The 13642-nt window shown below is 49.9% G+C and carries 12 protein-coding genes and 1 tRNA gene; 9 read left to right on the top strand and 4 right to left on the bottom strand.

Annotation, left to right across the window (positions count from 1 at the left end):
* Positions 1 to 119 precede the first annotated feature (119 nt).
* The 3 genes from ilvB (at position 120) to DW720_RS13440 (ending at position 4246) form a co-directional block, all read left to right on the top strand.
* Complete coding sequence (gene ilvB / locus DW720_RS13450; protein WP_107001471.1) at positions 120 to 1802, top strand: biosynthetic-type acetolactate synthase large subunit; 1683 nt, start codon at positions 120 to 122, stop codon at positions 1800 to 1802.
* 54 nt (positions 1803 to 1856) lie between these two features.
* The gene (serC, locus tag DW720_RS13445) at positions 1857 to 2942 is read left to right on the top strand and encodes a 3-phosphoserine/phosphohydroxythreonine transaminase (RefSeq protein ID WP_107001472.1); all 1086 of its coding nucleotides are present in this window, start codon (positions 1857 to 1859) and stop codon (positions 2940 to 2942) included.
* Between the two features lie 140 nt (positions 2943 to 3082).
* A complete protein-coding gene (locus DW720_RS13440; RefSeq protein ID WP_022359875.1) occupies positions 3083 to 4246 on the top strand; it encodes a phosphoglycerate dehydrogenase in 1164 nt (387 codons plus the stop codon).
* Between the two features lie 199 nt (positions 4247 to 4445).
* Here DW720_RS13440 and DW720_RS16040 read toward each other — a convergent pair whose 3' ends face one another.
* Entirely contained in the window at positions 4446 to 5723 is a 1278-nt protein-coding gene (locus DW720_RS16040) for a M23 family metallopeptidase (protein ID WP_347560726.1), read from the bottom strand.
* A 320-nt stretch (positions 5724 to 6043) separates the two neighbouring features.
* On the opposite strand from DW720_RS16040, the gene DW720_RS13425 reads away from it, so the two are divergent.
* Complete coding sequence (locus DW720_RS13425; protein ID WP_181357243.1) at positions 6044 to 6493, top strand: PaaI family thioesterase; 450 nt, start codon at positions 6044 to 6046, stop codon at positions 6491 to 6493.
* Positions 6494 to 6508: 15 nt separating this feature from the next.
* On the opposite strand, the gene DW720_RS13420 is transcribed toward DW720_RS13425, so the two are convergent.
* Complete coding sequence (locus DW720_RS13420; RefSeq protein ID WP_117796024.1) at positions 6509 to 7321, bottom strand: MBL fold metallo-hydrolase; 813 nt, start codon at positions 7319 to 7321, stop codon at positions 6509 to 6511.
* Between the two features lie 17 nt (positions 7322 to 7338).
* On the bottom strand, positions 7339 to 8028 hold the full coding sequence (locus DW720_RS15620) for a hypothetical protein (RefSeq protein WP_147355515.1): 690 nt from the start codon (positions 8026 to 8028) through the stop codon (positions 7339 to 7341).
* Positions 8029 to 8251: 223 nt separating this feature from the next.
* Between DW720_RS15620 and DW720_RS13415 the strand changes: the two genes are divergently transcribed.
* Together DW720_RS13415 and DW720_RS13410 are read left to right on the top strand one after the other, a co-directional pair.
* A complete protein-coding gene (locus DW720_RS13415; RefSeq protein ID WP_118749739.1) occupies positions 8252 to 10189 on the top strand; it encodes a fructose-1,6-bisphosphatase in 1938 nt (645 codons plus the stop codon).
* Between the two features lie 90 nt (positions 10190 to 10279).
* Entirely contained in the window at positions 10280 to 10780 is a 501-nt protein-coding gene (locus tag DW720_RS13410; protein WP_118749738.1) for a DUF1700 domain-containing protein, read from the top strand.
* Positions 10781 to 10962: 182 nt separating this feature from the next.
* Here DW720_RS13410 and DW720_RS13405 read toward each other — a convergent pair.
* A tRNA-Gln gene (locus DW720_RS13405) sits at positions 10963 to 11035 on the bottom strand.
* Between the two features lie 283 nt (positions 11036 to 11318).
* Here DW720_RS13405 and DW720_RS13400 point away from each other — a divergent pair.
* The 3 genes from DW720_RS13400 to DW720_RS13390 all read left to right on the top strand — a co-directional run bounded on the left by DW720_RS13400 (position 11319) and on the right by DW720_RS13390 (position 13400).
* On the top strand, positions 11319 to 12035 hold the full coding sequence (locus tag DW720_RS13400) for an acyl-ACP thioesterase domain-containing protein (protein WP_118749753.1): 717 nt from the start codon (positions 11319 to 11321) through the stop codon (positions 12033 to 12035).
* A gap of 135 nt (positions 12036 to 12170) precedes the next feature.
* The gene (locus DW720_RS13395; protein WP_022359882.1) at positions 12171 to 13004 is read left to right on the top strand and encodes a S1-like domain-containing RNA-binding protein; all 834 of its coding nucleotides are present in this window, start codon (positions 12171 to 12173) and stop codon (positions 13002 to 13004) included.
* 21 nt (positions 13005 to 13025) lie between these two features.
* Positions 13026 to 13400, top strand: a complete 375-nt coding sequence (locus DW720_RS13390) for a RidA family protein (RefSeq protein ID WP_118293414.1) — start codon at positions 13026 to 13028, stop codon at positions 13398 to 13400.
* The last annotated feature ends 242 nt before the right edge of the window (positions 13401 to 13642 follow it).

Raw genomic sequence — 13642 nt, 5'->3', positions numbered from 1 at the left:
TTCGGAAGCTTTGCGGGGATATGTACTCTCGGAGTTTTTCAGCCCCGCTTTTGCGGTTGATGAAAGCCCGGGAGTATATGCATTTAAAATGGTTTAAGGAAGGAAAGCAGGTTAGACAGATGAAGACATTGACAGGAGCAGAGATTGTCATTGAATGCTTGAAAGAGCAGGGGGTAGACACGGTGTTCGGTTATCCGGGCGGCGCGATCCTCAACATTTATGATGCACTTTATAAACACAAGGATGAAATCACCCATATTTTGACCTCTCATGAACAGGGAGCGTCCCACGCGGCAGACGGCTACGCGAGAGCAACCGGTAAGGTCGGTGTGTGTATGGCGACATCCGGTCCGGGAGCTACAAACCTGGTTACGGGTATTGCAACGGCTAACCTGGATTCCATTCCGATGGTAGCCATCACCTGTAATGTAACGACAGGGCTTCTTGGAAAAGACAGCTTCCAGGAGATCGACATTCTGGGTGTTACCATGCCGATCACGAAATATAATTTTATCGTAAAGGATGTCACGAAGCTGGCAGATGTGATCCGCCGTGCGTTCGTGATCGCTAAGAGTGGTCGTCCGGGTCCGGTTTTGGTGGATATCACCAAGGATGTGACGGCAGCGGCCTGCGAGTACGAGCCGAAGGAACCGCAGCCGATCGAGCGCGAGACAGAGCTGATCCGTGAGGAAGACATGGAAAAGGCGATCGAGATGATCAAGGCGGCGAGAAAACCGTTTATTTTCGTCGGCGGCGGTGCAGTGGCGTCAGATGCTGCCAATGAATTAAGCGCATTTGCACATAAAATTCAGGCGCCGGTGGGGGACAGCCTGATGGGTAAAGGTGCATTTGACGGAACCGATGTCCTTTATACCGGTATGATCGGTATGCACGGAACCAAGACATCCAACCTCGGTGTGGCAGAGTGCGATCTGCTGATCGTTGTAGGCGCGCGTTTCAGTGACCGTGTTGTGGGCGATCCGAACCATTTTGCAACCAATGCAAAGATTTTACACATAGATATCGATCCGGCGGAGATCAACAAAAATATCCAGACCGATGCGAGCATTATTGGCGATGTCAAGATTATTCTGCGTAAGTTAAACGCGCGTCTGGATCCGATGAACCATGACGAGTGGCTGAGTCACATTGAGCGTCTGAAAGATATGTACCCGCTCCGCTACAATAAGGAAGTTCTGACCGGTCCGTATATCATGGAAGAGATCTACAAGGTAACCGGCGGCGATGCGATCATCTGTACCGATGTCGGACAGCATCAGATGTGGGCGGCACAGTATTATAAATACAAACGTCCGAGACAGCTTCTGACCTCCGGCGGTCTGGGCACCATGGGCTACGGTCTGGGTGCAGCGATTGGTGCGAAGATGGGCTGTAAGGATAAGACGGTTATCAATATTGCCGGAGACGGCTGTTTCCGTATGAACATGAACGAGATTGCGACGGCAACTCGCTACAATATTCCGGTTATCGAGGTTGTATTTAACAACCATGTTCTGGGTATGGTGCGCCAGTGGCAGACCCTGTTCTATGGAAAACGCTATTCCCAGACGGAGCTTTACGATCAGATGGATTTCGTCAAGGTGGCAGAGGGCATGGGCGCGAAAGCATACCGTATCACGAAGAAAGAGGATGTGGAGCCGGTGCTGCGCGAGGCGATCAGCTTAAATATCCCGGTTATGATCGAGTGCCAGATCGGCAGCGATGACAAGGTATTCCCGATGGTTCCGGCTGGAAAACCCATCGAGGAAGCGTTTGATGAGATTGACTTACGCATCGAATAGTTGTAAAATGGGGGCAATTATCACATTTTTGTGTAAGACAGGAGGAGATTTATTATGAGCAGAGTCTATAACTTTTCGGCAGGTCCGGCAGTACTTCCGGAGGAGGTACTGAGAGAGGCAGCGGCAGAGATGCTGGATTACCAGGGCAGCGGCATGTCCGTCATGGAGATGAGCCACCGCTCCAAGGATTTCCAGGCCATCATTGATGATGCAGAGAAGGATCTGCGCGAATTGATGCAGATTCCGGACAATTACAAAGTATTATTCGTACAGGGCGGCGGCAATATGCAGTTCGCCATGGTTCCGATGAACCTGTTCAAAAATAAGGTGGGGGATTACATCATCACCGGACAGTGGGCAAAGAAAGCATATCAGGAGGCAAAGATGTTTGGTACCGCCAACGCGATTGCATCCAGCGCTGACAAGACCTTTTCCTACATCCCGGATTGTTCGGACCTTCCAGTGGATGAGGACGCAGATTACGTGTATATCTGCTTAAATAACACTATTTACGGAACCGTATACCACGAGCTTCCGAACACCAAGGGCAAGACACTGGTAGCAGACATCTCCTCCTGTTTCCTGTCAGAGCCGCTGGATGTGAGTAAGTTTGGTATTCTCTGGGGCGGTGTCCAGAAGAACGTAGGTCCGGCTGGTATGGCGATCGTCATCATCCGCGAGGATCTGATCACTGAGGATGTTCTTCCGGGAACACCAACCATGCTGCGCTACAAAACATACGCAGACAATGACTCTCTGTACAACACACCGCCTACATACACCATCTATATGTGCGGCAAGGTATTTAAATGGCTCAAGAAAATGGGCGGTTTAAGTGCCATGAAGGAGCGCAACGAGAAGAAGGCGAAGATCCTTTACGATTTCCTCGATGAGAGCAAGCTCTTCAAGGGAACCGTTGAGAAAAAAGACCGTTCCCTGATGAACGTACCGTTCGTCACCGGCGATGCAGATCTGGATGCCCTGTTTGTCAAGGAAGCCAAAGAGGCAGGTTTTGTGAACTTAAAAGGTCACCGTACCGTCGGCGGTATGCGTGCCAGCATCTACAATGCAATGCCGATCGAGGGCGTTGAGAAATTAGTTGCTTTCATGCGCGAATTTGAGAAAAAACATACAAATTAATCAATTTTAAAATTTATGCCATTGCTGCGGCGAAAGGGAGGGGGAATCCGTTCCTTTCTGCTGCAGCAGTGGACTTTTTAAAACAAAAACAGCCCGCGTATGGGAAGATTTGAAATTTTGAAAGAAAAGAGAGTTAAAAAATGAGAAAAATCCATTGCCTGAACCCGATTTCCAAGCTGGGAACCGGTTTACTGACCGAAAATTATGAGATGACTGACAACCTGGCGGAGGCAGAGGGCATTCTGGTCCGCAGTGCTGCCATGCATGATCTGGAACTTCCGAAGGGACTGCGTGCTGTTGCACGTGCCGGAGCGGGCGTCAACAACATTCCGCTTGACAAGTGTGCGGAGGCTGGTGTTGTCGTATTCAATACACCGGGCGCCAATGCAAACGGTGTCAAAGAGCTGGTGCTGGCTGGCATGCTGCTGGGAGCCAGAGACGTAGTCGGCGGCATCGACTGGTGCAAGGAGCAGAAGGACAATGAAAATATCTCCAAAGATATGGAGAAGGCGAAAAAGAAATTTGCCGGTCATGAGATCCGCGGCAAAAAGCTTGGTGTTATCGGACTGGGCGCCATCGGCGCAGAGGTTGCAAACGCAGCTGCAGCGCTTGGCATGGAAGTATACGGCTATGATCCGTTTATTTCTGTCAAGGCAGCGTGGATGCTTTCCAGAGACGTAAAGCACATCACATCGGTTGATACGATCTATCAGGAATGCGATTACATCACCGTTCATGTACCGCTGCTTGACAGCACCCGCCAGATGATCAACAAAGACAGCCTGGGACAGATGAAGGACGGCGTGGTTATCTTAAACTTTGCGCGTGACCTTCTGGTAAATGACGACGATATGGCAGAGGCGCTGGCTTCCGGTCGTGTAAAACGCTATATCACCGATTTCCCGAATGCAAAAGTAATGCAGATGCCGAACGTCATCGCAACCCCACATCTGGGCGCATCCACAGAAGAATCCGAGGATAATTGTGCCGTGATGGCAGTCAAAGAGCTGATGGATTACCTGGACAATGGTAATATCAAGAATTCCGTCAACTTCCCGAATTGCGATATGGGCGTGTGCACAACCGTAGGTCGTCTTGCACTTCTTCATAAGAACGTGCCGAACATGATCGGACAGATTTCCTCGATCCTGGCATCGACTGACATGAACATCGCAAACATGACGAACAAGAGCCGTGATAAATACGCTTATACGCTGGTTGATCTGGAGACCAAGGCAGACGCGGCGACGATTGAGAAGCTGAAAGCTATTCAGGGTATGATGCGCGTGCGCGTGATCAAATAATAAGTTTTATTGAAAACAGCCGGAGAAAGTGCGGTTTTGGGTGCACCTTTTCCGGCTGTATTTTTATGGATTGCAGAATGTTTTTATTGAAGAATCTCTGCATGGCTTTTTAACTTGATAATTATATGTATATATTGGTGAGAAACTGTCAGTGGCGGGTTATATTAAGCGACAGGATTGACTTGGTAAGAAAACCTTGTCATGGGGTGGAAAATTGATCGATACTAGGATCTTTCATTTCATAAACACGCGTCCACTCCTTAGTGCCATCTTTTTTGACAGTTTCGGAGCGGTTCATCGCCAGAAAACGGATCAGTTCATAGCAGTCAATCCAGATTTCGTTGTTTCCTTCTTTCTGGGATTCGTCAAAAATGAGCTGCAATCCGAAATGCAGGTGCGGTTCAGCGATGTTGTTGGTGTTTTCAGTGCTGCTGTAGCCGGTGTGCCCGAGATAACCGATCACGTCCCCGGCGGTGACGAGACTGCCCTCTTTCAGGTTTGACTGGTAGGGGTAGTCTTTGCGTAAATGTGCATAATAGTAGTATCGTTTCCCGTCAAAGCTGCGGATGCCGATGCGCCAGCCGCCGTACTGGTTCCAGCCGAGCGCCTCGACGCGCCCGGATTCCACAGCAATCACAGGCGTTCCCGTCTGCCCCATCATATCATGCCCGAGATGCCGTCTCCGGTAACCGTAGCTGCGGGAGACACCGAAATCGTCATAGTGGCTGTAGGGAAAGTTTTTCGCCAGTGGGAGAAACGCTTTCAGACCATATTTGGTAACCCAGACTTTTTCCTCACCGGAGGGAGTCAGGGGGACAGCGTCGGGATCGGAGAGAGTGGGGGCTGGGGTTTCGAGAGAAGTTTGTGTGTTGGATGAGGCTGAAGTTTCTGGTGAAGCTTGACTGGCTGAGTCGATTGTGTCTGTACCAGTTGTGGTTGCTGTTGTTGTTGCTGTTGTTGGTGGTGGTGTCGTTGCGTAGGAAGTATTGGCAGCCGGATCCCCCTCCTGTATCTGCGCGTCCGCCAGTGCAAAAGCCGGTGCTTCCGATTTCGGAATCTCAATTTCATACAGTCCGACCATTCCATCCAGAACCGCGCCGTAAGCCTCACGATAATAGGCAAAAGAGGTCATATTTTTCGTCAATTCTTCCACTGTAACGCCATTTTGGAGCTGTTCGGCAGCTTCCGTCATATCGGACGCCTGATAATGTGAAAAATCGCCCCCGTAGCGCGCCCCCAGGTAAGCGAGCAGATCGACCCAGTTCAGATGGAGATCCTGCTGGCAGGTATCAACATCATAGCGGAACGCCTGTGTCATGGCGTCGGCGGTCACATCGAAATCCACCCAGCGGATAAAATGTTCCGACGCATTCCCGGCCGTGACCTGACGGCTGTTTGGACGCTGGAAGGACCAGCTGACAAAGAGCGCCGCAATGGCGCAGATTTCCAGTGCAATGATAACAGAACTTCGTTTCAAGACAGATCCCTCCTGTGCGATAGTATTTAAATGCGAAGCCACGGCAAATTCCGTTACTGGGCACGTATGCGTGAACAATAACATTTTTGCAATCTGATAAGATTGTATGAGAGGATGGGAGAAAGTATGAGTCCATCTTTGGAAAAATTATGAGAAAAAGCGTTTGAGGCGAGGAAAAAGGATGGGCTGATTCAGGCAAACAGATTATACAAACAGATTATATCAGAGAGAAAAGTGATAGAAAAAATAGAAGAAAATAATAGATGACCTGCAGAGAAATAAAAAAGAGAGTAAATCATATATACAAGGAGGTACATGAAATGGAAAAGAAGGAAGAAAAGAAAAAGCCGTCCGGCTCATTCTCAGAAGTCTGGGAGAAGCGCGGACAGGAGACGGATGCAGCCAATGATTTCCGGAAGAAAATCGAGATGGAGATTACCGAGGCACGCCCGGGCTATGCAGTTGGAGAGATTGTATTGAAACCGTGGCATATGAATATCTTAGGTATCGTGCACGGCGGCGTCCTGTATTCATTGGCGGATACCGTGGGCGGCACCGCAGCGATGACCGGGCGCGACTACGCAGTCCCGACCGTGGATGGCACGATCCATTATCTGAAAGCTGGAAAAAACACATCCAAAATCATCGCCCGGGCGCAGGAAATACAGAATGGTTATGCATTTTCGGTGTGCGAATGCAAGATTTATGATGATAAGGAGACGCTGCTGGCGTCGGCGACGATGACGTATTATCATTTGAGGAAGAGGTAGAGCTGCAAGATACAATCACAGCTCTATCACATTCCCATCCTCCGGTACCAGCAAATCCCCATGATAATAGGCTTCCCCTTCAGCGCGGTACAAAGCAGCGCGTTCCGGATAAGTCTTATCTTCAGTGTGCCACAGAATCAAATGCCGCGCACCGAGGCGTTCGGCGAGTTCGCAGGCATCTTTGACGGTGCTGTGGTGTTTTTCATAAGGGGAGAAGATTTCCCGGTCGCGGTAGAGGCAGAAGGCTTCGTGGAAAAGCCAGTCGGCGCCTTTGGCAAATTCTTCGCAGAGCGGGTTCAGCGGTTCGTCGCCCGGGCAGCAGACGATCTTGCCGTCCGGCAGCACAGCGCGGAAGCCGAACTGGCGCGCCTTGGTCGAATGAATGTCAAAGAAGGTGACCTCCATATCGAGAATCTGCCGGGTTTCGCGGTCAGAAACCGGGATGAGCTGGATCGGATCGCCGATCAGGTCGCAGAATTTCTTCTGGAGTGTCAGGCGGCAGAAGGTCTGAATCGTGTCGATCAGCCCGTCGTGGCAGTAAATATGAAAAATTCCCTCATAATTTCCCTTTTTGATGGCAGTGCCAATCATCCGGATCATCCAGATCACGCCGAGAATGTGGTCGGTGTGTTCGTGTGTCACGAAGAGATGGTGGATGCGGTTTAATGGAACCTGCATTTCTTCCAGAATCCGCAGGATGCCATTGCCGCCGCCGGCGTCTGTCATGAAATATTCCTCGCCGGAGCGGATGGCGAAGCAGGTATTATAATAACGTGTCATCGTGGCGTTGCCGGTGCCAAACACGTAGAGAGTGTGTGGTTGCGTCATGAATGTTCCTCCTGTATTTATGAAATATGTTTCTGTTCACGGGTAGGCACTTTTGGAACCGAAAGTGCCGTAAGAAAACGTAATGGCAGCAGGAATTTGCCGTATTGAAATGCGAAGCCACGGCAAATTCCGTTACTGGGCACGTATGCGTGTGCAGTAACAAAAATATGTTTCTGTTCACGGGTAGGCACTTTTGGAACCGAAAGTGCCGTAAGAAAACGTAATGGCAGCAGGAATTTGCCGTATTGAAATGCGAAGCCACGGCAAATTCCGTTACTGGGCACGTATGCGTGTGCAGTAACAAAAATATGTTTCTGTTCACGGGTAGGCACTTTTGGAACCGAAAGTGCCGTAAGAAAACGTAATGGCAGCAGGAATTTGCCGTATTGAAATGCGAAGCCACGGCAAATTCCGTTACTGGGCACGTATGCGTGTGCAGTAACAAAAATATGTTTCTGTTCACGGGTAGGCACTTTTGGAACCGAAAGTGCCGTAAGAAAACGTAATGGCAGCAGGAATTTGCCGTATTGAAATGCGAAGCCACGGCAAATTCCGTTACTGGGCACGTATGCGTGTGCAGTAACAAAAATATGTTTCTGTTCACGGGTAGGCACTTTTGGAACCGAAAGTGCCGTAAGAAAACGTAATGGCAGCAGGAATTTGCCGTATTGAAATGCGAAGCCACGGCAAATTCCGTTACTGGGCACGTATGCGTGTGCAGTAACAAAAATATGTTTCTGTTCACGAGTAGGCACTTTTGGAACCGAAAGTGCCGAAAATATATTTTGACCCTGATCTGAATCTATGCTACTATAAATCTATCAAAAAGGCAAATGTAATGTAGATAATGTGCTGTTTACCCAAAGCGAGCGCGACGATAACGAGTCACGATAATATCCGGGCAGACAGCGCAGTTTGGGAGCTGATAACATGAGGGATTTAGCATATTTGAAGCTGCTTTCGCGGGAGTATCCGAATATCCGGGCGGCGGCGAGTGATATTATTAATTTACAGGCAATCTGTGGACTTCCGAAGGGCACGGAATATTTTTTCAGTGACCTGCACGGTGAGCATGAGGCGTTTATTTATCTGCTCCGCAGTTCGTCGGGTATTATCCGGGAGAAAATCCGCGAGACATTTGGACATATTATTTCGGAGGAGGACGAGGTACGGCTGGCGAACCTTATCTATTATCCGGAAAAAATGATCAATCAGATCAAACAGGCGAACGAATACACGGAGGACTGGCAGAAGACGGCGGTGTACCGTCTGGTGCAGATTTGCCGGAAGGTTTCGTCGAAATACACCCGTTCCAAGGTGAGAAAAAAGATGCCGAAGGAATTTTCGGGTGTGATCGATGAGCTTTTATATGTCGATAATACCGATGACAATAAGACGGAGTATTACAGTGAACTCATCAATACCCTGATTGACGTCCGGGTGGCGGACAGCTTTATTGTCGCGATCTGCAGCCTGATCCGGAGTCTGACGATCGATAATCTTCATATCCTGGGCGATATATTTGACCGTGGTCCGAGACCAGATATCATTCTGGAGGAACTGATGCATTTCCATGATGTGGATATCCAGTGGGGAAATCATGATATTTCGTGGATGGGCGCGGCGACGGGCAACCGGGCGTGTATCTGCAATGTTTTGCGTATGGCGCTCGGTTACAATGGATTTGATGTATTGGAGGACGGCTACGGAATTAACCTGCGCCCGCTGTCGATGTTTGCGGAGCGCGTGTACCGGGACGATCCGTGTACCTGTTTTCTGCCGCAGATTCTTGACAAAAATATTTACGACGCAGTGGATCCGAAGCTGGCGGCGAAGATGCACAAGGCGATCGCGGTGTTACAGTATAAGGAAGAGGGGCAGATCATCAAGCGCCATCCGGAGTACGGGATGGAAGAGCGGATACTTCTGTCAGCGATTCGTTATGACCGCGGCACGGTCACGATCGATGGAAAAGAGTATCCGATGCGCGACATGAATTTCCCGACGGTGGATCCGGCGGATCCGCTGCGGCTGACGGACGAAGAGGAAGAGCTGCTTCACACGCTGGAGCTGTCGTTCCGCCACAATGCGCGGCTGCATGAGCATGTCCGTTTCCTATATTCCAACGGAAGCATGTATAAATGCTGCAATTCCAACCTGCTCTATCACGGCTGTATCCCGATGACGGAGAATCGGGAATTTGACGGTCTGATGGTGGGCGGCAAGATGTACCGCGGTAAGGAATTGATGGATTTTATTGACACACAGGTTAAAAATGCCTATTTTCTTCCAGAGGACGCGCCGGAGAAGGAGGCGTGCCGCGATTTTATGTGGTATCTGTGGAATGGTGCGAAATCGCCGGTATTTGGAAAGGACAAAAACCGCAGCTTTGAGCATTATTTCATCGAGGATCCGGAAGTGATGAGAGAGACGATGAACCCGTATTACCAGCTCAGTGAGGAAGAAGAGACCTGCGATATGATTTTGAAGGAATTTGGGCTTCCGACGAAGGGATCGCATATCATCAACGGGCATATGCCGGTGAAGATTAAGAGTGGAGAGACACCGATCCGGGCTGGCGGCATGCTCTTCATCATTGACGGCGGGCTGTCGAAAGCCTACCAGGAGCGGACGGGAATCGCCGGATATACGTTGATTTTCAATTCGCACCATCTCGCGCTTGCGGAACACAAGCCATTTGACCCGGAGCGCGAGCGGACGCCGAAGGTATATATTGTGGAGAAAATGCAGAAGCGCATCACAGTGGCGGATACCGACGAGGGCAAGGAGCTGGCGGGCCGCATCGAGGATCTGAAAGAGCTCTTGAAAGCGTACCGGAGCGGACTTTTGAAAGAGCGCGTGCGCTGAGGCAGTTGAAAGGGACGGGAACTGGAAGCTTGTTTCTTTCGGCTGGGTGAAACGGGAGAAACGGGACGGTTTGAGGAATAAGGAGACAAGATGAGAAAGACAGAGTTTTTACAGGAGCTTCGGGAGGCGCTGGACGGAGAGGTTTCGGCTTCAGTCATCCAGAGCAACATAAGCTATTACGATCAGTATATCCGCCAGGAGGCGGCGAAAGGGCGCAGGGAGGAAGAAGTGATCGAGGAGATCGGCAGCCCACGCCTGATTGCGAAAACCATTATCGACAGCAGCGAGGGCGCCGGGGAGACCGGCCAGGGCGGTTCGTACACTTCGGGAGAGGCTGCCGGGAGCGGGCGCACAGCGTCCTCCTACAACGGCGGTTTTTCGGAGCGGGACGACAGCGGTCTGCCGCCGAACTTCCATTACATTGATTTGAACAAATGGTACTGGAAGGTAATTCTCAGCGTGGTGGTTATCGCGATCTTATTTGTGCTGTTTGCACTGGTCGGAGGTATTTTCACCATCCTGATTCATCTGGCGGGACCGATTCTTCTGATTTGGCTGATCTATACATTTATTAAGAATATTTGGAAATAGAAAAGAACCCCTGCCGCCGGCTGTGAGGGATGACCGGAGCGGGGGTTCTTTTCTTGTTTTCTCGCAAACATATGGAGGTTTATTGAGTTGAAAAATGTTGTATTATGGAACATTTCAGAGGGAGTTTCCATAATACAAAAAAGCACTTGTCATGCCGTCTTTGGCAAACAAATGCTTTTTAGCTGGGCTACAAGGATTCGAACCTTGAAAATGACGGAGTCAGAGTCCGTTGCCTTACCATTTGGCGATAGCCCAATGAATTGAACGATTTGTATTATACTGTAAGGAAACAGATTCGTCAACTACTTTTTTCGCTTTTTTGATAATTTTTTTTGTTTGGGCGGCTGCTGTGGCAGAAACCGCGCCATGCGTCCGGCAAATTCTGCAATATTCTGGGTCTGTAAGTAGACAACGTGGTTCGAATCGGATATAATGAGTTTCATGACAGAATGTTAAGGCAGTATAGGACGAAACGGCAGATGGCGGATGCGCTAAGATGGTGCGGGGAGCCGGAAGCCGGAAAGGAAAAGAGAGCGATATGTATACATTTGACAGCCGGGTTCGGTACAGTGAGACGGATGAAGAGGGAAATCTTTCTGTAGTGGGAATCATGAATTATCTTCAGGATTGTTCGACGTTCCAGTCGGAGGATCTGAAACTCGGGATTTCCTATCTGAATGAGGAAAAACGGGCGTGGTGGCTGAGCGGATGGCAGATAGAGATTCTCAGACAGCCGCATTTTGGCGAGCGAATCCGTATTTCGACCTGGCCCTATGGGTTTAAGGGAATCTATGGCTACCGGAATTTCACGATCGAGGATGAGATGGGAAACCCGCTGGTGCGGGCGGATTCGACCTGGTTTTACTACGATCTGGAAAAAGGATGCCCGGTGCGGGTGCCGGAAAGCCAGTTGGAGGGCTACCAGATTGAAGATAAACCGCTTGCAATGCCGCCAGCGCCGAAGAAAATCCGCCTGCCTGAGACGTATGAGACGGCGGCGCCGGTCACGGTGGAACGCCATCATCTCGATACGAACCGGCACGTGAACAATGCACAGTATGTGGCGATTGCGCGTGAATTGCTGCCTGTGGACTTTGTACTCGGAGAACTGCGGGTGGAGTACCGGAAGGCGGCAGTGCTTGGGAATGTGATGTACCCGAAGCTGGCGCAGGTGCCGGAAGGATACGTGGTATCGCTGCAGGATGCGGAAGGTCAGGTGTATGCGAATTTGTGGCTGGCAAAGACTGGTTTGTAAAGAGTTTGTATGTAGCAGTGAAGAAACTGAATCATTGCAGCCGAAGAAAGATTCGGCGTGGATTGTCTGCCAGTGAATGAAAAATGCAACCGTTAAATAAAAAAAGAGATCGGCAGAAAAGAGAGGACGAATGACATGATTGAACTGGGAAGAGTACAGGAACTGATGGTAGTGCGGGAGAAAAACTTCGGCGTGTATCTGGGACAGAAGAAAGATGACGCGGCGGCGGTCCTGCTTCCGAAGAAACAGGTGCCGGAGGGCACAAAAGTGGGCGATAAGCTCAAGGTATTTATTTATAAAGATTCCGAGGACCGCCTGATTGCGACGACTTCGATGCCGAAGCTGGAACTGGGCGGGACAGCGGTTTTGAAGGTCAAGGATGTATCGAAGATCGGCGCCTTTCTCGATATGGGGCTGGAAAAAGATCTGCTGCTCCCGTTTAAAGAGCAGGTATATCCGGTTCGCGCCGGGGAAGAGTGCCTGGTAGCGCTGTATATCGATAAGAGCGGTCGTCTGGCGGCGACGATGAAGGTATATTCGTATCTTTGCAGTGATGCGCCGTACAAGAAGGACGAGTGGACCGAGGGACGCGTCTATGAGATCAATGAAAATTTGGGCGTGTTCGTGGCAGTGGCAGACCGCTATTTCGGTCTGATTCCGAACCGTGAGCTGTATGGAAAATGCCGTCTGGGCGAGGTTTTAAAGGTACGCGTGACGAAGGTGCGCGAGGATGGAAAAATGGATTTGAGCCTGCGCGAGGTGGCGTACCGTCAGATGAATGCGGATGCCGAGGCGGTGCTGGCACGTCTGAAAGAAAAAAACGGCGTTCTGCCGTTCAATGACCGCGTGGAGCCGGAGATTATCCGCCGCGAATTTAATCTAAGCAAAAACGCGTTCAAGCGTGCGGTTGGACACCTTTTAAAAGAAGGAAAAGTAGAGGTAAACGAAGATTCTATCCGTTTAAAATAAAAGACAAAGGAGAGATTTGACATGAAGAAAGTAATCAGCACAACCAATGCACCGGCAGCGATCGGCCCGTATTCCCAGGCAATCGAGGTAAATGGAATGGTATTTGCATCCGGTCAGATTCCGGTCAATCCGGCAACCGGTGAGATCCCGGAGGGAATCGAGGCTCAGGCAGAGCAGGTTTTAACCAATGTAAAGAATCTTCTGGCGGCAGCAGGTGCTTCCATGGAGCAGGTTGTAAAGACCACCGTATTTATCCAGAACATGGATGATTTCGGAAAAGTAAATGAAATCTATGCGAAATATTTCGAGGGCGCATGCCCGGCACGTTCCTGCGTCGAGGTATCTAAACTTCCGAAGGGCGTCCTGATGGAGATGGAAGCGATCGCAGCAAAATAAGAATGAATCGCAAATTTGGAAAATTTCGCCGGAAAAACAAGTTCCAGTCTGTGAAAATCCCGGCGTGTGAGGGCAAAATGACGAAAAAATTCACTTTTTTTCGTCCGCCCTCTTTTTTTTTTCGTCACTTTGCTTTAAAATAAAGGGAAAGATCCGTCCAAGATTCAGATAGGGAACGGTTATGGTCCACAGGCACAGATTGCCGGAGGGGTAACAAACGGGTTTGGGGAATGACAGGTTGA

It is taken from the genome of Clostridium sp. AM27-28, from assembly GCF_003480955.1.
Taxonomy (GTDB): Bacteria; Bacillota; Clostridia; order Lachnospirales; family Lachnospiraceae; genus Otoolea; species Otoolea fessa.
Note: the sequence above shows the minus strand (reverse complement) of the source record. Positions and strands in the feature narration are given on the sequence as shown.